Genomic DNA, 18,519 nt, shown 5'->3' with positions numbered 1-18,519 from the left:
GCCGGCATAGACTTGCCGGCCTCGCGGGTGTAGTTCAATGGTAGAACTGCAGCTTCCCAAGCTGCTAACGTGGGTTCGATTCCCATCACCCGCTCCAGCACGATGGAACACAGGGCGGCATCCCCAGGGGTGCCGCCCTTTCCGTTGGCGGTGTGGCCGGTAATGGGCACTGTCGGCAGCGGCGCATGCAGGGCCTTCCTCCGATGAAACTCGCCATCCTTTCCCGCAACGGCAAGCTGTATTCCACCCGCCGGCTGGTGGAGGCCGCGCGCGAACGCGGGCACAGCGTGCGCGTGCTCGACCCGCTGCGCTGCTACCTGCGGATCAGCAGCGACGGCTTCGATATGCGCTACAAGGGGAAGCCTGTGGCCGGGTACGCCGCGGTGGTACCGCGGGTCGGGGCCTCGGTGACCCGCTACGGCTGCGCGGTGCTGCGCCAGTTCGAACTGATGGGCAGCTACAGCCCGAACAGCGCTGCGGCGATCGCGCGCGCGCGCGACAAGCTGCGCTGTCACCAGGTGCTGGCGGCGGAAGGCATCGGCCTGCCGGTGACCGTGTTCGGCGACAACCCCGACGACACCGGCGACCTGCTGGCGATGCTGGGGCCCGCACCGCATGTCATCAAGCTCAACGAGGGCACCCAGGGCGCAGGGGTGATGCTGACCGAGAAGCCATCGGCCTCGCGCGCAGCCATCGAAACCCTGCGCGGCCTGTATGCGAATTTCCTGGTGCAGGAGTTCATCGCCGAGGCCAAGGGCGCCGATCTGCGCTGCTTCGTGGTGGGCGATCGGGTGGTCGCGACCATGCGCCGGGAGGCACCGCCCGGCGATTTCCGCTCCAACCTGCATCGCGGTGGCAGCGCGAAGAAGGTGCGGCCCACCCGCGCCGAAGTGGACACGGCGGTGCGCGCGGCGCGCATCCTGGGCCTCGGCGTGGCCGGCGTGGACCTGATCCGCAGCCAGCGCGGCCCGCTGGTGCTGGAGGTCAACTCCTCGCCGGGGCTCGAGGGCATCGAGATGGTCACCGGCGTGGACGTGGCGGGTGCGGTCATCGAGCACGTGGCGGCACGCGCGGCCGCGGCGCAACGCAGCCGCAACACCGATTTGACGGATTCTTAATCGGCTATCGCCCAACATCGATCCCGTGCCCGGCTGTACTTCCCCCGCAGACGGGCATGCAGGGCATGCATGTGAACTTCGGCCCGGGCGGCTCCGCCCGGGCCTTTTGTTGCGCGCGCCACCCCGGCCCGCGCAAATGAACCTGCTGTGCAAGAATCGAGGGAACCGGCGAGAGCCGCGCCGGTCTCACCCGGCATACGCCCCCAACTGGAACCCCCATGCGCATTCTGGTCATCGAGGACAATCCCGACATCGCCGCCAACCTGGGTGATTACCTGGAGGACTGCGGCCATACCGTGGATTTCGCGGCCGATGGCATCACCGGACTCCACCTGGCAGTGGTGCACGACTTCGATGCGATCGTGCTGGACCTCAACCTGCCGGGCATGGACGGACTGGAGGTCTGTCGCAAGCTGCGCGTCGATGCGCGCAAGCAGACCCCGGTCCTGATGCTGACCGCGCGCGACTCGCTGGACAACAAGCTGGCCGGCTTCGATTCCGGCGCCGACGACTACCTGATCAAGCCGTTCGCGCTGCAGGAGGTGAACGTGCGCCTCAACGCGCTGGCACGGCGCGGGCGCGGGCTGCCGGCGCGGGTGCTCAACGTCGGCGAACTGGAATACAACCTCGACACTCTGGAAGTGCACCGCGAGGGCAAGCTGATCCAGCTCAACCCCACCGCGCTGAAGATCCTGCAGGCGCTGATGGAGGCATCGCCCGCGGTGGTGACCCGGCAGGACCTGGAGAGCCGCGTCTGGGGCGAGGAACTGCCGGATTCGGACTCGCTGCGGGTGCATATCCACGGCCTGCGCGCGGCGGTGGACAAGCCGTTCGGCAAGCCGATGATCCAGACCCGCCACGGCATCGGCTACAGGATCGCCGCACCCGATGCCGACAGCTGACATCGCGGCGCCGCACCGGCACCAGCGCGGCCGGCGGCGGCTGCGCACCCGCATCATCGTTACATTCACGCTGCTGGGGTTCTGCCTCACGGCGCTGTTCGCCTATGCCAGCATCGCGCTGCGCACGCGCGTGGAAAACCAGCTGCTGGCTGACGCGCTGAACCGCAACATCGACGGCTATGCCACTGCGTTCCAGCGCAATCCCGACAACGCCACGTTCGCGTTCGAGGGCGTGCAGGGGCGTGTCTATGCCACCGAAAAACTGGGCAATGCGCCGGAAGACTGGCGCAACCTGAAGGACGGTATCTACGAGTTCCATGGGGTCGAAGACGGCCAGCGGTTCGCCTACAAACTCGCGGTGCGGCGGACATCGACGCACGTCTTCTATCTTGCCTATGACCTGTCGCAGACCCTGCACGGCCAGGAGCAGCAGAACCAGTGGTTGGTCGGGGCCGTGGTGGGATTCACCGCGCTGGCATTCCTGCTGGGCTGGTGGTCGGCGGCGCGGGTGATGAGCCCGGTCACCGAGCTGGCGCAGCGGCTGCGCCGTTCGGGCGCCAGTTCCAATCCCGAGGCGCTGGCGCCGCACTTCCCCGAGGACGAGGTGGGCGAACTGGCGAAGGCGCTGGACGACTACGCCGCGCGCCTGACCGAGGTGGTGCAGCGCGACCGCGAGTTCAACGCCGACGTCAGCCATGAACTGCGCACTCCGCTGGCGGTGATCCGCGGCGCGGTGGAACTGTTGCTGGCCCGGCCCGAGCTGGACGAGCGCACGCGCACGCGGCTGCTGCGCATCCAGCGCGCCGAACTGCAGTGCACCGACCTGATCAGTGCGCTGCTGCTGCTGTCGCGCAACGAGCGCGCGGTAGGCCAGTGCGATGCGGCCCGGGTGGCGCAGCAGCTGCTGGAAAGCCACCGCGCCCAGCTCGCCGGCAAGCCGGTGGAGCTGCGCCTGGAGGGCGCCTCGTCGCTGCCGCTGGACGTGCCGGAGTCGGTGCTGTCGGTGGCGCTGGGCAACCTGATCGGCAACGCGGTGAAGTACACGCCCAACGGCGAGGTGGTGGTGCGCGTGCTGGCCGACGCGGTCGAAGTCAGCGACTCCGGTCCCGGGTTGAGCGCCGAGGATGCGGCCAAGCTGTTCACCCGCGGCTACCGTGGCACTCACGCCGGGCATTCGCAGGGCGGCGGCATCGGTCTGTCGATCGTGCGCCGGCTGTGCGCGTTGTACGACTGGGACGTGCAGGTGCGGCCGGGCGCGCAGAAGGGCGTGGTGGCGACGCTGGCGTTCGGCTGAGGGGCGAGCCCAGCGCCGATGGCGCCGGCGGGCCTCATAATATGCGGGTTCGTCTCACAGGGATTCCGCATGCACGCTTCCGCCGCCGCACCGCTGGCCTACCAGGTCAACCTGTCCGATCACGCCCTCGGCGAGGCCCAGCGCAACGCGCTGCTGGCCGGCGAGCTGGGCTTCGGCAAGCGCTTCACCGACCACATGGTGGCCATCCAGTGGGACAGGGAACGCGGCTGGCACGATGCGCAGGTCCACGCCTACGGCCCGCTGTCGCTGGACCCGGCGGCAGCGGTGCTGCACTACGGCCAGGAGATCTTCGAAGGCATCAAGGCCTATCGCCATGCCGATGGCTCGATCTGGACCTTCCGTCCCGAGGCCAATGGCGAACGCCTGCAGCGCTCCGCCGCGCGGCTGGCGCTGCCGCAGCTGCCGGTGGGCGAGTTCGTCGAGTCGCTGCGCCAGCTGGTCGCGGTCGACCACGCCTGGGTGCCGTCGGCGCCGGAGAGCAGCCTGTATTTCCGTCCCTTCATGATCGCCACTGAAGCCTTCCTCGGTGTGCGCCCCGCGCAGGCGGCGGCCTACTACGTGATCGCCAGCCCGGCCGGTGCGTACTTCGCCAAGGGCGTGGCTCCCGTGTCGATCTGGTTGTCCGAGGACTACGCGCGTGCGGCCAAGGGAGGCACCGGCGCGGCCAAGTGCGGCGGCAACTACGCCGCCTCGCTGCTGCCGCAGCAGGAAGCGCAGGCGCACGGCTGCTCGCAGGTGCTGTTCCTCGACCCGGTCGAAGGCCGGTACCTGGAGGAACTGGGTGGCATGAACGTGTTCCTGGTCTACCGCGACGGCCGCATCGTCACCCCGGAGCTGTCGGGCAGCATCCTCGAAGGTATCACCCGTTCCAGCATCCTGCAGTTGGCGCGCGACCGTGGCATGACGGTCGAAGAGCGCAGGGTCTCCATCGAGGAATGGAAGAGCGGCGTGGCCTCCGGCGAGATCGCCGAAGTGTTCGCCTGCGGCACCGCCGCCGTGGTCACCCCGATCGGTGAACTGAAAGGCAAGGACTTCGCGGTGGGTGACATCCATGCGCCGGCCGGCGAGGTCACCATGGCGATCCGTCGCGAACTGACCGACATCCAGCACGGCCGTGCGCCGGACCGCCACGGCTGGATGGTGCGCCTGCGCTGACCGGCGCTCGGCCAACCCTGCCCAAGGGCGGGGTGGCTACATCCGCACCCACCAGCAGCCCATGCGCTGGCGCAGGCCGAAACTGGCGCGCGCCGGCGTGTGGCCGTTGGCCTGCACCTGCTCCACCCGCAGGCCGACCGGCGGGCCGGACGGTGGCGGTGCCAGCCACGGGTCGGCGGCCTCCCAGCGCTCGCCGGCATGTACCTGCCGCACTTCCACCACCTCGCGCCTGGCAATAGCCTGCAGCTGGTTCATCACCCGGTTGGCGTTGGCCGTGCCCATTCCCGCCCAGTCGTAGAGACCGGCGATGCGGTTGGCATCGCCGGAGCGGATCGCCTCTTCCAGCGCATAGGCCAGATCCTGCACGTTGCGCGCGCACAGTGGGCGGCGGCTGTTCGCCACGGGGGTGCCCAGCGCCGGCAGTCGCAGTTCATCGACCGCACCGATATCCGCGCAGCGGCGGTCGGTGTAGAGGCGGGTGCCGTCGGCGGTGACGCAATGCCTGACCTGCGCCGACGCCTCGCGCGGCGGCGCGAGGCAGGCCAACAGGAGCAGCAGCGGGGCAAGACGGAGCATCTCCGCAGGGTACCCTCCGCCCCGTCAAGGCGGAAGGAAGGCGGGCGGCGCCGTTTCAGGCCAGCCGCTGCAACACCGTCTGGGTGGGCTTGGCCAGGTTCAGCGTGTAGAAGTGCAGGGCCGGCGCGCCGCCTTCCACCAAGCGGCGGCACAGGCCTGCCACCACGTCCGCTGCGAACTCGCGCACCGCGTCCGCATCGTCGCCGAAGGCGCGCATGCGCTGGTCGATCCAGCGCGGGATCTGCGCCCCGCAGGCCTCGGAGAACCGGCGCAGCTGGCTGAAATTGGCGATCGGCATGATTCCCGGCACGATCGGCAGGTCGATGCCCTGCGCGCGCGCATCGTCGACGAAGCGGAAATAGGCGTCGGCGTTGTAGAAATACTGGGTGATCGCACCGCTGGCGCCGGCATCGACCTTGGTCTTGAAATGGTCCAGTCCGATCCGTGCGTCTTCCGCCTGCGGGTGGGTTTCCGGGTAGGCCGCGACTTCCACGTGGAAGTGGTCGCCGTGCTCGTCGCGGATCAGACGCACCAGCTCGCTGGCATAGCGCAGGTCGCCGCTGCGGGCCATGCCGGAGGGCAGGTCGCCGCGCAGCGCGACGATGCGGGTGCAACCCAGAGCGCGGTAGAGCTTGAGCAGGGTGCGGATTTCCTCGCGGCTGCCACCGACGCAGGTCAGGTGGGGCACGCCGTCCACGCCGTGCTCGCCGCGCAGGCGCTGCACCGTTTCCGGGGTGTGGCTAAGGGTGGAGCCGCCGGCGCCGAAGGTGACCGACATGAACTGCGGCGCATGCGCCTTGAGCTTGCGCACGGTGCGGTCGAACTGGGAGTGCTGTTCGTCGGTCTTGGGCGGGTAGAACTCGAAGCTGATCGGCAGCATTGCGGCGGCGTGGTTCCGTGGTTGGTGCGATTATATATCTCTTTTTCCGGATGAAGCGATATATCAGCTGCCGGGCAAGCCATCCGGGACCGGGTGACGTGCGTCAATGCGCCCCGGCCGCGCAGGGGTTACAACTATCGGCCTTCCTTCAGGAAATCCGCCAATGAGCACCATGCTGTTTCCGGTCGGGCGCATCCGGCGCACCGGCACCGGCTTCCAAGGCCACCTCTCGCGCGACCTGGAGCATGAGGCGGATGCGGTCTGGGCCATGCTCACCGAGTCCGCGTCGATGGCGCAGTGGCTGGCGCCGGGCAGCATCCAGCAGCAGCCGGGCGGCGCGGTGCGGATCGATTTCGCCGACAGCGGCATCGTCATCGACAGCACGGTGACCGCGTTCGAGCCGGGGCGGGTGCTGGAGTATTCGTGGAGCAGCGGCGAACAGCCGCAGCGTCCGCTGCGCTGGGAGCTGCACCCGCGCGGGGCCGGCACCCGGCTGGACCTGTTCGTGGAGGTGCCTGCTGACGAAGACATCGCCAAGGCCTGTGCGGGGTTCGAGGGCCATCTGGAGATGCTGGCCACGGCGCTGGAAGGCGTGTCGACGCGGTTCCCGTTCGATCTGTTCGTGCAGACCCGCAAGTCGTACGCCGAGCAGGTGGCGCGGCTGGGCTAGTCCCGCAACGGAAACGGGCGCCTTGCGGCGCCCGTGGTCATCACCGTTGACGGGTGGCGATCAGTAGCGGTAGTGCTCCGGCTTGTACGGGCCGTCCATCGACACGCCGAGGTAGTCGGCCTGTTCGCTGGTGAGCCTGGTCAGCTTCACCCCGATCTTCTCCAGGTGCAGGCGCGCCACCTCCTCGTCCAGCTTCTTCGGCAGGATGTAGACCTTGGCCTCGTAGGCGTCCTTGTTGGCCCACAGGTCGATCTGCGCCAGCGTCTGGTTGGAGAACGAGTTCGACATCACGAAGCTGGGGTGGCCGGTGGCGCAGCCCAGGTTCACCAGCCGGCCTTCGGCCAGCAGGAAGATGCTGTTGCCATTGCCAAAGGTGAATTTGTCCACCTGCGGCTTGATGTTGGTCTTCACCGCGCCGCTGGCGTACAGCGCATCGACCTGGATCTCGTTGTCGAAGTGGCCGATGTTGCAGACGATGGCCTGGTCCTTCATCGCCTGCATGTGCGCCAGGGTGATGATGTCCTTGTTGCCGGTGGTGGTGACGTAGATGTCGGCGCGGCCGAGGGTGTCCTCGACGGTCGTTACTTCATAGCCTTCCATCGCCGCCTGCAGCGCGCAGATCGGGTCGATCTCGGTGACGATGACGCGGGCGCCGTAGGCACGCAGCGAGGCCGCCGAGCCCTTGCCGACGTCGCCATAGCCGCACACCACCGCCACCTTGCCGGCCAGCATCACGTCCAGCGCGCGCTTCAGGCCATCGGCCAGCGACTCGCGGCAGCCATACAGGTTGTCGAACTTCGACTTGGTGACCGAGTCGTTGACGTTGATCGCCGGCACCAGCAGCTTGCCCTTCTCGGCCAGCTGGTAGAGGCGGTGCACGCCGGTGGTGGTTTCCTCGGAGACGCCCTTCCAGTCCTTGACCACGCGGGTCCAGTAGCCGGGGCGCTCGCTGGCGACGCGCTTGAGCAGGTTCTTGATCACCTGCTCCTCGTGGCTGCCGGAGGCCGAATTGACCCAGCTGTCGTCGCCCTGCTCGAGTTCAAAGCCCTTGTGGATCAGCAGGGTGACGTCGCCGCCGTCATCCACCACCAGCTCCGGGCCGGTCAGGGTGCCGTCGGGCAGGGTGAAGGTGAGCGCATCCAGCGTGCAGTCCCAGTATTCCTCCAGCGTCTCGCCCTTCCAGGCGAACACGGGGGTGCCGGTGGCGGCGATCGCGGCGGCGGCGTGGTCCTGGGTGCTGAAGATGTTGCACGACGCCCAGCGCACGTCGGCGCCGATGTCCTTCAGCGTCTCGATCAGCACCGCGGTCTGGATGGTCATGTGCAGCGAGCCGGTCACCCGCACGCCCTTGAGCGGCGTGGTGGCGGCGTACTTGCGGCGGATCGACATCAGGCCCGGCATCTCGTGCTCGGCGATGTCCAGTTCCTTGCGGCCCCAGTCGGCCAGCGAGATGTCGGCGACCTTGTAGTCGCCCTCGGTCGAAAAAGTCCTGGCTACGGCGTTCATGTGCATGCTCCGTGAGTGCGGTGGATTGCGGTCACGGGCGCCGTTGTTTCGATGCCGAGCCTGGTCGCATGTCGCGATCGCAGCGCCCCTCGGCCGGCGCGCATTGTAGCGCCAGCCGGCGGGCCACGGATGAACCGATCGTCGGCCACCCACCGGTGGATGGGGCCGCGGAGGGCCTTCTCAGCCGTCCAGCGCTTCCCAGCGTGCGTAGGCGGCGTCCAGCTCGGCCTGCTGCGCGGCCAGTTCGGTATTCGCGCGCTGCTGCGCGGCGGCGTCCTGCCGGTAGAACGCCGGGTCCTGCATGGCGGCGCTGCGCGCGGCGATGTCGGTTTCCAGCTGTTCGATCCTCGCGGGCAGCAGTTCCAGTTCGCGCTGGTCCTTGAAGCTGAGTTTCTTCTTCGCTGGCGCCGGTGCAGCCGCGGGGACGGGCGCAGGTGCGGCAGGCGAGGCGGGCGAGGCGGGCGACGCTGCCGCAGTGGCCTGCGCCACCGGCCGCTGGCGCAGCCAGTCGGTGTAGCCGCCCACGTAGTCGCCCAGCCGGCCGTCGCCTTCCAGCGCCAGCGTGCTGGTCACCACGTTGTCGAGGAAATCGCGGTCGTGGCTGACCAGCAGCAGGGTGCCCTGGTAGTCCAGCAGGAGTTCCTCCAGCAGTTCCAGCGTTTCCACGTCCAGGTCGTTGGTGGGTTCGTCCATCACCAGCAGGTTGGAAGGCTGCGCGAACAGCCGTGCCAGCAGCAGGCGGTTGCGTTCGCCGCCGGACAGGCGGGTGATCGGCGCGCGCGCGCGTTCCGGCGAGAACAGGAACTCCTGCAGGTAGCCGATGATGTGCTTGCGGCTGCCGTTGATCTCCACGAAGTCGCGCCCGCCGGCCACGTTTTCGAGCGCGCTGCGGGTTTCGTCCAGCTGGCTGCGGTGCTGGTCGAAATAGGCGATCTGCAGGTTGGTGCCCAGCGTCACCGTGCCGGCATCGGGCGTCAGTTCACCCAGCAGGATCTTCAGCAGGGTCGATTTGCCGGAACCGTTGGGGCCGATGATGCCGACCTTGTCGCCGCGCAGGATTGTGGTCGAGGCGTCGCGCAGGATGACCCTGTCGCCGAACGCCTGCGATACCCCGGTCATCTCGATGACCTTCTTGCCGGAAGCCTGCGCGCTGGCGGCTTCCATCTTCACCTTGCCGGTGACTTCACGGCGCGCGGCGCGCTCGCGGCGCATCGCCTTGAGGGCGGTCACCCGGCCCTCGTTGCGGGTGCGGCGGGCCTTGATGCCCTGGCGGATCCACACTTCCTCCTGCGCCAGCAGCTTGTCGAAGCGTGCGTTCTCCTGCGCCTGCGCGTGCAGGCGTTCCTCGCGGCGGCGCAGATAGTTGTCGTAGTCGCCGGGCCAGCTGGTCACCTGGCCGCGGTCGATCTCGACGATGCGGGTGGCCAGCGCGCGCAGGAAGCTGCGGTCGTGAGTGACGAAGACAATGCTGCCGGCGAACGCCTTGAGGAAGCCTTCCAGCCAGTCGATGGCCTCGATGTCGAGGTGGTTGGTGGGTTCGTCCAGCAGCAGGATGTCGGGCGCGCGCACCAGCGCCTGCGCCAGCAGCACGCGCCGCTTCATGCCGCCCGAGAGCGCGGCGAAATCGGCCTCGCCCGGCAGCTCCAGCCGTTCCAGCACCTGCTCCACCCGACGGTCCAGGTCCCAACCGTGGCGCGCCTCGATCTGCGCCTGCGCGTCCGCCATCGCGTCCATGTCGCCGTCGTGCACGGCGTGGTGGTAGCGCGCCAGCAGCGCGCCCAAGTCGCCCAGGCCTGCGGCCACCACGTCGAAAACGCTGCCGTGGGTGTCCAGCGGCACTTCCTGCGCCATCCGCGCCACCACCACGCCGTTCTGCACGCGGATCTCGCCGTCGTCGGGCCGGATCTCGCCGGCCATCAGCCGCATCAGGGTGGACTTGCCGGCGCCGTTGCGGCCGACGATGCAGACGCGTTCGCCGGGTTCGATGGTGAGGTCGACGTGGTCGAGCAGCAGCGGGCCGCCGACGCCGTAGTCGACGTTCTGGAAATGGAGGAGAGGCATGCGCGCATTGTAAGCGGCGCGTGCACGGCCGACCCGGCCCGTGGTGCGTCGTGATGGACTCGCCCGCGTTCAGACGCGCTTAACGTGTGCGTCACGGCGGTGGCCTATAACCGCCGCTCCGACAACATCGACAGGACGGCAGGCATGGCGGCAGGACGCGTGGGAATGCTGGTGGGGGCGATGGTGCTGTGCGGCGCTTGCACGCGTGCACCCAATGCCGCGGTGGACGCGCCCACGGGCGGCGCGGCCAGCGCGGCGCCGGTGGCAGCGGCCACGGCGGAAGCGCCGAAAACGGCAGGCGAGTTCGACTTCCCCGCCATCCCGCAGATCGTGGTGCCCGATGTCGTCGGCATCGGCCCGGCGCAGCGGACGCTGGAGGCATCGATGCAGGACATCATCGACCCGATCGCCGGCATCCGCGTCCGTCCGGCCACCTGCACGGGCGACGGCGCGCTGGTCAATGACGCGGGCATCACCAGCGTCGATGCACAGGGCAACCTGCTGCGCAACGGCGATGCGGGCATCTTCCGCATCAATGCCGACGGCAGCGGCACCGCCAACTACGGCGGCGGCCTCATCACCGTCAATGCCGATGGCAGCGGCACCATCAACGGGAGCGGCGAGGATGGGGCCGACGACGCGTTGATTTCGGTCGAGGCCGACGGCTCGGGCAGCTACAACGGGCGTTACGGGATCATCCGGCTGGACGGGCAAGGTGGCGGCACCTGGAATGGCGATAGCGGCCTGATCCGCAATAACGGCGATGGTTCGGGCACCTGGAACGGTCCGCAGGGCATCGTCACCATCAACGCCGATGGCAGCGGCAGCTGGAACGGACCGCACGGGCTGGTCGTCAACGACGGCGACGGCAATGGGCGCATCGGCGCGCCCGCGCGTGAGGTGAAGATGGCGCCGATCCCGAGAGTGGCCCCCGCGGGCCGCTTTCCGCCGCTGAAGAAGTTCGCGCCGCCGGGCGCTCCGTGCGGATTCGTCGTCACCCTGGAGGATCGGGTCCTGTTCGACTTCGACAAGTCGGACATCCGTCCGGACGCGGCCAAGGTGCTGGACACGTTGGCTACCGCACTCAACCAGGTACAAGCCAAGTCGATGGAGATCCGCGGCCATACCGATGCCAAGGGCAGCGATCCTTACAACCAGGCGCTGTCCGAGCGCCGCGCGCAGGCGGTATTGACGGCGCTGCGGCAGCGCCAAGCGGCACAGGGTGCTGATGCGCGTGGCTACGGCGAATCACAACCGGTGGCCCCCAACGAGCTCAACGGGCAGGACAACCCCGCCGGCCGCCAGCTCAACCGGCGGGTGGAGATCTTCGTGCGGACCTGAGCACGCAGCGCGACGCAAAAAAACGGGCCGCATCGCTGCGGCCCGTTCGCAAATCGCCTTGCCGGAGCGCGGCTTACTTCAGCTTCGCCGCCTTGCGCAGCGCTTCGGCCTTGTCGGTCTTCTCCCAGGAGAAGGTGGTGGCCTTGTGCTTCTTGCCTTCGCCGTCGGTGTAGCTGATTTCCTTCGGCTTGCGGCCGAAGTGGCCGTAGCTGGCGGTGGGCTGATAGATCGGGTGCTCCAGGTCCAGCATGCGAGTGATCGCGTACGGACGCAGGTCGAAGTGCGCGCGGATCAGCTTCTCGATCACGTCGTCGCCGACCTTGCCGGTGCCGAAGGTCGTGACCGAGATCGAGGTCGGCTGGGCCACGCCGATGGCGTAGGACACCTGCACTTCGCACTTGTCGGCTAGGCCGGCGGCGACGATGTTCTTGGCCACGTAGCGCGCGGCGTAGGCGGCGCTGCGGTCGACCTTCGACGGGTCCTTGCCGGAGAACGCGCCGCCGCCGTGGCGGGCCATGCCGCCGTAGGTGTCGACGATGATCTTGCGGCCGGTCAGGCCGCAGTCGCCCACCGGGCCGCCGATCACGAACTTGCCGGTCGGGTTGATGTGCACCTTGTTCTTCGGCAGCGCGTCCAGCCACTTCTTGGGCAGCACCGGGGCGAGGATGTGCGTGCGCACCGCCTCGATCAGGTCCTTCTGCTTGATGTCCGGATCGTGCTGGGTGGACAGCACCACCGCGTCGAGGCCCAGCACGGTGTTGCCGTCGTAGCGCAGGGTGACCTGCGACTTGGCGTCCGGGCGCAGCCACTTCAGCTTGCCGCTCTTGCGCACCTTGGCCTGCTGTTCCACCAGCCGGTGGCTGTAGTACAGCGGGGCCGGCATGAATTCGGGCGCTTCATTGCAGGCGTAGCCGAACATCAGGCCCTGGTCGCCCGCGCCCTGGTCTTCCGGCTTCTTGCGGTCCACGCCCTGGTTGATGTCGGGCGACTGCTTGCCGAGCATGTTGATGATGGCGCAGGTGTGGCCGTCGAAGCCGACGCTGGAATTGTCGTAGCCGATGCCGTTGATCACCTGGCGCGCCAGCGCCTCGATGTCCACCCACGCGCTGGTGGTGACCTCGCCGGCCACGATGGCGGCGCCGGTCTTCACCAGCGTCTCGCAGGCCACGCGCGCCTGCTTGTCCTGGGCCAGGATCGCGTCCAGCACCGCATCGGAAATCTGGTCGGCGATCTTGTCCGGATGGCCTTCGGAGACCGATTCGGAGGTGAACAGGTAGCTGGACATGGGCTTTATATCCTTGCATTCGGATGAAAAGATGGGCGCGCATGATACAGCGGCGCGGCCGGATGTGCATCCTGCCCTGTTTCCGCTGCCGGCGGTGTTTGGCCGACATTAAGCCTGCCGTCACCCTCGGGTAACCCGCGTGAAACCGGGCTGTCCCGGTTGCCGCGCAGGCTGTCGGCCAACCAGGCCGATACCGCCCCGCGATGATCCAGCTCGAACAGCGCCTGCAGCAGCGTTTCCCGCACTGGTTCCGCGGCCGCCGGGCGGTATTGGCCAGGCCGCTGTTGCGCGGCATCGCGCGCTGGTCGCGGCTGGACGAGATCGATGCTTTCCTCGCCGCCAACCGGCATGTGCGCGGCTTCGACTTCGTCGCCGCGGCGATGCGCCATCTGGGGGCGGGGTACGTGACCAGCGATGCGGACCGGGCGCGGATCCCGGCGCATGGGCGGCTGCTGATCGTCGCCAACCATCCTTCCGGGGCGCTGGATGCGCTGGCGCTGCTGGACCTGGTGGGGCAGGTGCGGCGCGACGTGCGCATCGTCGCCAACGATTTCCTGTCCGCGCTGGGCGGGCTGGGCGAGCTGCTGCTGCCGGTGCGCATCCTCGGCGGGCGACCGGCGCCGGACAGCCTGCGCGCGATCCGCGCGGCGCTGGGGCGCGGCGAATGCGTGATCGTGTTCCCGGCCGGTGAGGTCTCGCGCCTGGGCCCGCGCGGGATCCGCGACGGCCGCTGGCGGCGCGGCTTCCTGCGCTTCGCCCGCGCCTGCGCTGCGCCGGTGCTGCCGGTGCGCATCGATGCGCGCAACTCGATGCTGTTCTACGGGGCCTCGGCACTGTTCAAGCCGGTGGGCACGGCGCTGCTGGCGCGCGAGATGTTCGCCCGCCGCGCGCGCCGGGTGCTGCTACGGGTGGGGACGCCACGCGCGATCCCGGCCGATGCCGGCGACGAGGCGCTGCTGCGGGATATCCGCCGCGAGCTCTATGCGTTGGGCACCCGCCGGCAGTGCGAAGAGCCGGCGGGCAGCGGCCCCGAGCCGGTGGCCGCGGCCGCCGACCCGGCGCTGGTCGGCGCGGCCGTGGCTGGGTTGCGCCTGCTCGGCCGGACCAGCGACGGCAAGCAGATCCGGGTCGGCGCCCTGGCAGTGGACTCGCCGCTGCTGCACGAGATCGGTCGGCTGCGCGAGCTGACCTTCCGCGCGGTGGGCGAAGGCACCGGCCGCCGCCTCGACCTAGACGCCTGGGACAGCTGGTACGAACACATCGTGCTGTGGGACGAGGCCGCGGCGAAGATCGCCGGCGCCTACCGCATCGCCCGCGGCGCGCCGGTACTGGCCGCGCACGGCCTGCGAGGTCTCTACACCGCCAGTCTGTTCGACTACGGCGAGGACGCGCTGGCGCGGATCGCCCAGGGCATGGAGCTGGGCCGCAGTTTCGTGGCGCAGGACTACTGGGGCAGCCGCAGCATCGATTACCTCTGGCAGGGCATCGGCGCCTACCTGCGCGCGCATCCGCGGGTGCGCTACCTGTTCGGCGCGGTCTCGATCAGCGCCGCACTGCCGGCGGCGGCGCGTGCGCAGATCGTCGCCCACTACGCGCATTGGCATGGCGGCCCGCAGGGCGATGTGGTGTCGCGCCGACCGTTCCACTACGAGCCCGCCGACCCCGGCGATGCCGCGCTGGACGCCGACACCGCCTTCCGCGTGCTCAAGGCCAATCTCGACGCGCTGGGCGCGCAGGTGCCGATGCTCTACAAACAGTACGTCGAACTGTGCGAACCGGGCGGTGCGCGCTTCCTCGCCTTCGGCGTCGATCCCGATTTCAGCGATTCCGTGGATGGCCTGATCGAAGTGGACATCCAGCGGATGCGGCCGAAGAAGCGCCAACGCTATCTCGGTGCTGGAAATCCCACATCCGCACCGGTGGCCGCCACGGCCGGCGCGGAGGAATAGGTGGGCGCCGCCGGCCGCAGCGGCAGGCGCGCACGCCCCGCAACGGCGGTGGTCCGCGCGGTGCCGCCGCCGGCTCCGCGTCGCGCGGTTTTCATTTCGGACGTGCACCTGGGCGCGCGCCATTGCCACGCGGCCGAGCTGGCCGATTTCCTCGCTGGACTGCGCTGCGAGCGGCTGTACCTGGTCGGCGACATCGTCGACCTGTGGTGGATGGCGCAGCGGCGCGCCAGCTGGGGCGCCGCGCACAACCGCGTGGTGGAGGCCCTGCATGCGCTGCACCGGCGCGGCACCGAACTGGTCTACATCCCCGGCAACCACGACCGCCCGATCCGCCGCTTCTGCGGGCTGGCGCTGCCGGCGACGCGGGTGCGCCGGCGCGCGGTCCACGTCACCGCCGATGGTCGCCGCCTGCTGGTGACGCATGGCGACGACTACGACGCGGTGACGCACTTCGGCAGCCTGCAGGAAAAATTCGGCGACTGGCTGTACTACCGAATCCTCACCGGCAACCAGTGGCTGAACGCGCTGCGCGCCCGGCTGGGGCTGCGCTACTGGTCGCTGTCGGAGTTCCTGAAATCGAAGAGCGGTGCTGCCGAACGCTACATCGGGCGGTTCGTGCTGGCCGGGCTCGACGACGCGCGCCGGCGCGGGCTGGATGGCATCGTCTGCGGGCATATCCACCGTGCCGCGCTGTTGCAGCGCGATGGGCTGGTCTACGCCAACGACGGCGACTGGGTGGAAAGCCTGAGCGCGCTGGTCGAAGAGGCCGACGGCACCCTGCGGCTGCTCTCGCATCTGGGCCATGTGTGGGCGGAAATTCCGCCGCGTCTGCGGTCGGCGCAATTGCCCGCCCACGATGGCCGCGAGGCGGAAGCCGCATGAATCGATGCCGGCGTTTGCCGGTGCCGACGTTCAGGCCGCGGCCGGCAGCGCAGGCGTGACGCCGGCGGCCAGCGCGTCGAAGTAATCGCGGGTCAGCCGCAGCTGTTCGTCGGCGCTCTGCGCGCGGTTGACCACCGCGCGGAAGGCCGCGTTCTCCGGCCGATCCTTGGCATACCAGCCCAGGTGCTTGCGGGCGATGCGCACGCCCATCTCTTCGCCATAGAACGCATGCAGGGCTTCGAGGTGGCCGAGCAGGATGCCGCGCACCTGCGCCGGCGCCGGTTCCGGCAGCTGTTCGCCGCTGTGCAGGAAATGGGAGACCTGTCCCGGCAGCCACGGCCGGCCCTGCGCGGCGCGGCCGATCATCACCGCGTCGCAGCCGGTGCGCGCCAGCACGAAAGCGGCCTTCTGCGGTGAGTCGATGTCGCCGTTGGCGATCACCGGGATCTTCAGCATTGCCTTGACCGCTGCGATGGTGTCGTACTCGGCCTGTCCGGTGTAGTGCTGGTCGCGGGTGCGGCCATGCACGGCCAGCGCGGCAATGCCGGCGTCTTCGGCGATCCGCGCGATTTCCGGTGCGTTCCGGTGGTCCGCGCTCCAGCCGGTGCGGATCTTCAGCGTCACCGGCACGTCCACCGCGGCCACCACCGCCTCGACGATCCGCCCGACCAGCTGCGGGTCGCGCATCAGCGCGCTGCCGGCCAGCACGTTGCAGACCTTCTTGGCCGGACAGCCCATGTTGATGTCGATGATCTGCGCGCCGTGGTCGACGTTGAAGCGCGCCGCCTCGGCCAGCGCCACCGGGTCGGTGCCGGCGATCTGCACGCTGACGGGCTCCGGCTCGCCGACATGGTCCATCCGCGTGCGCGATTTGCTGGTGTTCCAGAAGCGCGGATCGGAGATGGTCATCTCCGACACCGCAAGGCCAGCGCCCAGGCGCTTGCACAGCAGCCGGAACGGCTTGTCGGTCACGCCCGCCATGGGCGCGAGGATCACCTTCGGGTCGATCAGGTGGGGGCCGATGCGCATGCGCGCATTGTAGTGGGGCGGACCGCTACGCCGCGGCCAGCGCGTCGATCACGTCCTGTCCGTAGCGTTCCAGCTTGGCGGCACCGACGCCGCCGATGCCGGCCAGCGCATCGAGGTCGCGCGGCATTTCCACCGCGATCGCGCGCAGGGTGGCGTCGTGGAAGATCACGTAGGCCGGCAGGTTCTGCGCGCGCGCGGCCTCGGCGCGCCAGCGGCGCAGCGCGGCGAAGCGGGCGGCGGCCTCTTCCGGCAGGTCCATCGGTAGCGGCGCGGCGCGCGTCTCGCCGTTGCCGCGCGTGCGCCGGCGTTCTGGCTTCGGCGCTTCCATGCGCAGGTGCAGGCTGCGCTCGCCGCGCAGCAGCGGGGTGGCTTCCGAGGTCAGGCGCAGGGCGCCGTGGCTGTCGAGATCGGCTTCCAGCAGGCCAGCCGCCAGCAGCTGGCGGAACACGCCGCGCCACTGGCGGGCGTCGAGGTCGCGGCCGATGCCATAGGTGCTGACGTTGTCGTGGCCGAACTGGCGCACCTTGGCGGTGTCGGCGCCGCGCAGCACGTCGATCACGTGCGCCGCGCCGAAGCGCTGGCCGGTGCGGTACACGCAGGACAGCGCCTTGCGCGCGGCTTCGGTGGCGTCCCAGGTGCGCGGCGGGTCCAGGCAGTTGTCGCAGTTGCCGCAGGCACCCGCGTGCGCCTCGCCGAAGTACGCCAGCAGGGTCTGCCGGCGGCAGCCGGTGGATTCGACATAGCCGATCAGCGCGTCCAGCTTGCCGTGCTCCAGCCGCTTGCGCTCGTCGCTGGCATCGCCCTCTTCGATCATCCGCCGCAGCAGCACGGCATCGCCCATGCCGTAGGCCAGCCAGGCCTCGGCCGGGTCGCCGTCGCGGCCGGCGCGACCGGTTTCCTGGTAGTAGCCCTCGAGCGACTTCGGCAGGTCGAGGTGGGCGACGAAGCGCACGTCGGGCTTGTCGATGCCCATGCCGAAGGCGATCGTGGCCACCATCACCACGCCGTCCTCGCGCAGGAACCGGCGTTGCCGTTCGGCGCGCGTGGCGGCATCCAGCCCGGCGTGGTAGGCCAGCGCCGGATAGCCGTGGCCGGCGAGCAGCTCAGCGGTGGCGTCCACCTTGCGCCGCGACAGGCAGTAGACGATCCCGCTCTCGCCGCGATGGCCGTCGAGGAAGGCGAACAGCTGGCGGCGGGCGTCGTCGCGGGCCACCGCCGTGTAGCGGATGTTGGGGCGGTCGAAGGAACTGACGAACTGCTCGGCATCCTGCAGGGCCAGCCGCTCGACGATCTCGCGGCGGGTGGGCGCGTCGGCGGTGGCGGTCAGGGCGATCCGCGGCACCTCCGGCCAGCGCTCGTGCAGGAGGGTGAGCTGGCGGTATTCGGGGCGGAAGTCGTGGCCCCATTGCGACACGCAGTGGGCCTCGTCGATCGCGAACAGCGCGATCCGCGCGCGTTCCAGCAGGCCGAGGAAGCGCGGCGTCAGCAGCCGTTCCGGGGCGACGTAGAGCAGGTCCAGCTCGCCATTGGCGAACTGGCGCTCGACCTGCGCCGCCTCGGCGCCTTCGAGGCTAGAATTGAGGAAAGCGGCGCGCACCCCGAGTTGGCGCAGCGCGTCCACCTGGTCCTGCATCAGTGCGATCAGCGGCGACACCACCACCCCGCAGCCTTCGCGCAGCAGTGCCGGCAGCTGGTAGCACAGCGACTTGCCGCCGCCGGTGGGCATCAGCACCAGTGCGTCGCCGCCCTCGACCACCCGCCGCACGATCTCCTGCTGGCGGCCGCGGAAGGCGTCGTGGCCGAAAATGCGGCGAAGGGTGTCTAGAGCGGGGTCGGACATGGTGCAAGGG

Annotated in this window: 15 protein-coding genes, 1 tRNA gene and 1 riboswitch; of the genes, 9 read left to right on the top strand and 7 right to left on the bottom strand. The window is 69.4% G+C overall.

The genetic code is table 11. The features are described 5' to 3' along the window. The first annotated feature begins 23 nt into the window (after positions 1-23). From ICG51_RS04690 to ICG51_RS04670, 5 genes are all read left to right on the top strand, one after another. Positions 24-97, top strand: a tRNA-Gly gene (locus tag ICG51_RS04690). 106 nt (positions 98-203) lie between these two features. Next, positions 204-1,118 (top strand): 30S ribosomal protein S6--L-glutamate ligase, encoded by a 915-nt coding sequence (rimK, locus tag ICG51_RS04685; protein ID WP_190282356.1) that lies wholly within the window; start codon positions 204-206, stop codon positions 1,116-1,118. 218 nt (positions 1,119-1,336) lie between these two features. Further along, positions 1,337-2,020: a response regulator transcription factor gene (locus ICG51_RS04680; protein WP_190281866.1), complete on the top strand. Its 684-nt coding sequence runs from the start codon at positions 1,337-1,339 to the stop codon at positions 2,018-2,020. After that, complete coding sequence (locus ICG51_RS04675; RefSeq protein WP_190281865.1) at positions 2,007-3,314, top strand: HAMP domain-containing sensor histidine kinase; 1,308 nt, start codon at positions 2,007-2,009, stop codon at positions 3,312-3,314. Before ICG51_RS04680 ends, ICG51_RS04675 begins: the two co-directional genes overlap by 14 nt. A 69-nt stretch (positions 3,315-3,383) precedes the next feature. After that, positions 3,384-4,490: a branched-chain amino acid aminotransferase gene (locus ICG51_RS04670; RefSeq protein ID WP_190281864.1), complete on the top strand. Its 1,107-nt coding sequence runs from the start codon at positions 3,384-3,386 to the stop codon at positions 4,488-4,490. Between the two features lie 36 nt (positions 4,491-4,526). Here ICG51_RS04670 and ICG51_RS04665 read toward each other — a convergent pair whose 3' ends face one another. Together ICG51_RS04665 and metF are read right to left on the bottom strand one after the other, a co-directional pair. After that, positions 4,527-5,066, bottom strand: a complete 540-nt coding sequence (locus ICG51_RS04665) for a hypothetical protein (RefSeq protein WP_190281863.1) — start codon at positions 5,064-5,066, stop codon at positions 4,527-4,529. A 55-nt stretch (positions 5,067-5,121) separates the two neighbouring features. After that, entirely contained in the window at positions 5,122-5,946 is an 825-nt protein-coding gene (metF, locus tag ICG51_RS04660) for a methylenetetrahydrofolate reductase [NAD(P)H] (RefSeq protein ID WP_190281862.1), read from the bottom strand. Positions 5,947-6,109: 163 nt separating this feature from the next. Here metF and ICG51_RS04655 point away from each other — a divergent pair, with 163 nt between their 5' ends. Continuing rightward, entirely contained in the window at positions 6,110-6,616 is a 507-nt protein-coding gene (locus ICG51_RS04655) for an SRPBCC family protein (protein ID WP_190281861.1), read from the top strand. Positions 6,617-6,676: 60 nt separating this feature from the next. Here ICG51_RS04655 and ahcY read toward each other — a convergent pair whose 3' ends face one another. Together ahcY and ICG51_RS04645 are read right to left on the bottom strand one after the other, a co-directional pair. Beyond that, complete coding sequence (gene ahcY, locus ICG51_RS04650) at positions 6,677-8,122, bottom strand: adenosylhomocysteinase (RefSeq protein WP_190281860.1); 1,446 nt, start codon at positions 8,120-8,122, stop codon at positions 6,677-6,679. A gap of 28 nt (positions 8,123-8,150) precedes the next feature. After that, a riboswitch (S-adenosyl-L-homocysteine riboswitch) is annotated at positions 8,151-8,219 on the bottom strand. A gap of 83 nt (positions 8,220-8,302) precedes the next feature. Further along, the gene (locus ICG51_RS04645) at positions 8,303-10,183 is read right to left on the bottom strand and encodes an ATP-binding cassette domain-containing protein (protein WP_190281859.1); all 1,881 of its coding nucleotides are present in this window, start codon (positions 10,181-10,183) and stop codon (positions 8,303-8,305) included. Positions 10,184-10,327: 144 nt separating this feature from the next. Here ICG51_RS04645 and ICG51_RS04640 point away from each other — a divergent pair, with 144 nt between their 5' ends. Continuing rightward, the gene (locus ICG51_RS04640) at positions 10,328-11,524 is read left to right on the top strand and encodes an OmpA family protein (protein ID WP_190281858.1); all 1,197 of its coding nucleotides are present in this window, start codon (positions 10,328-10,330) and stop codon (positions 11,522-11,524) included. A 73-nt stretch (positions 11,525-11,597) separates the two neighbouring features. Here the strand turns inward: ICG51_RS04640 and metK are convergent, their stop codons facing one another. Further along, positions 11,598-12,809: a methionine adenosyltransferase gene (gene metK / locus ICG51_RS04635; RefSeq protein WP_190281857.1), complete on the bottom strand. Its 1,212-nt coding sequence runs from the start codon at positions 12,807-12,809 to the stop codon at positions 11,598-11,600. Positions 12,810-13,012: 203 nt separating this feature from the next. Between metK and ICG51_RS04630 the strand changes: the two genes are divergently transcribed. Both ICG51_RS04630 and ICG51_RS04625 read left to right on the top strand, forming a co-directional pair. Next, positions 13,013-14,758: a lysophospholipid acyltransferase family protein gene (locus ICG51_RS04630; RefSeq protein WP_190281856.1), complete on the top strand. Its 1,746-nt coding sequence runs from the start codon at positions 13,013-13,015 to the stop codon at positions 14,756-14,758. Positions 14,759-14,806: 48 nt separating this feature from the next. Beyond that, positions 14,807-15,640 carry a UDP-2,3-diacylglucosamine diphosphatase gene (locus ICG51_RS04625; protein WP_190282355.1) on the top strand — a complete coding sequence of 278 codons (834 nt, stop codon included), beginning with the start codon at positions 14,807-14,809 and terminating at the stop codon, positions 15,638-15,640. A gap of 30 nt (positions 15,641-15,670) precedes the next feature. Here ICG51_RS04625 and dusB read toward each other — a convergent pair whose 3' ends face one another. Then, complete coding sequence (dusB, locus tag ICG51_RS04620) at positions 15,671-16,669, bottom strand: tRNA dihydrouridine synthase DusB (RefSeq protein ID WP_190281855.1); 999 nt, start codon at positions 16,667-16,669, stop codon at positions 15,671-15,673. Positions 16,670-16,694: 25 nt separating this feature from the next. Then, positions 16,695-18,509, bottom strand: coding sequence for a DNA helicase RecQ (gene recQ, locus ICG51_RS04615; RefSeq protein ID WP_190281854.1), 1,815 nt, complete (start codon positions 18,507-18,509; stop codon positions 16,695-16,697). Between the last annotated feature and the right edge of the window lie 10 nt (positions 18,510-18,519).

The organism is Thermomonas sp. XSG (genome assembly GCF_014678725.1).
Lineage (GTDB): Bacteria > Pseudomonadota > Gammaproteobacteria > Xanthomonadales > Xanthomonadaceae > Thermomonas.
This window is presented reverse-complemented; position numbering and strand designations above follow the sequence as displayed.

Excerpts from the sequence above, each read along its gene's own strand:
- ICG51_RS04640 (WP_190281858.1), top strand. The coding sequence starts at position 10,328 with ATGGCGGCAGGACGCGTGGGAATGCTGGTGGGGGCGATGGTGCTGTGC.
- ICG51_RS04645 (WP_190281859.1), bottom strand. The coding sequence starts at position 10,183 with ATGCCTCTCCTCCATTTCCAGAACGTCGACTACGGCGTCGGCGGCCCG.
- ICG51_RS04670 (WP_190281864.1), top strand. The coding sequence starts at position 3,384 with ATGCACGCTTCCGCCGCCGCACCGCTGGCCTACCAGGTCAACCTGTCC.
- ICG51_RS04665 (WP_190281863.1), bottom strand. The coding sequence starts at position 5,066 with ATGCTCCGTCTTGCCCCGCTGCTGCTCCTGTTGGCCTGCCTCGCGCCG.
- rimK (WP_190282356.1), top strand. The coding sequence starts at position 204 with ATGAAACTCGCCATCCTTTCCCGCAACGGCAAGCTGTATTCCACCCGC.
- ICG51_RS04655 (WP_190281861.1), top strand. The coding sequence starts at position 6,110 with ATGAGCACCATGCTGTTTCCGGTCGGGCGCATCCGGCGCACCGGCACC.
- dusB (WP_190281855.1), bottom strand. The coding sequence starts at position 16,669 with ATGCGCATCGGCCCCCACCTGATCGACCCGAAGGTGATCCTCGCGCCC.
- ICG51_RS04675 (WP_190281865.1), top strand. The coding sequence starts at position 2,007 with ATGCCGACAGCTGACATCGCGGCGCCGCACCGGCACCAGCGCGGCCGG.
- ICG51_RS04680 (WP_190281866.1), top strand. The coding sequence starts at position 1,337 with ATGCGCATTCTGGTCATCGAGGACAATCCCGACATCGCCGCCAACCTG.
- metK (WP_190281857.1), bottom strand. The coding sequence starts at position 12,809 with ATGTCCAGCTACCTGTTCACCTCCGAATCGGTCTCCGAAGGCCATCCG.
- recQ (WP_190281854.1), bottom strand. The coding sequence starts at position 18,509 with ATGTCCGACCCCGCTCTAGACACCCTTCGCCGCATTTTCGGCCACGAC.
- ahcY (WP_190281860.1), bottom strand. The coding sequence starts at position 8,122 with ATGAACGCCGTAGCCAGGACTTTTTCGACCGAGGGCGACTACAAGGTC.
- ICG51_RS04630 (WP_190281856.1), top strand. The coding sequence starts at position 13,013 with ATGATCCAGCTCGAACAGCGCCTGCAGCAGCGTTTCCCGCACTGGTTC.
- metF (WP_190281862.1), bottom strand. The coding sequence starts at position 5,946 with ATGCTGCCGATCAGCTTCGAGTTCTACCCGCCCAAGACCGACGAACAG.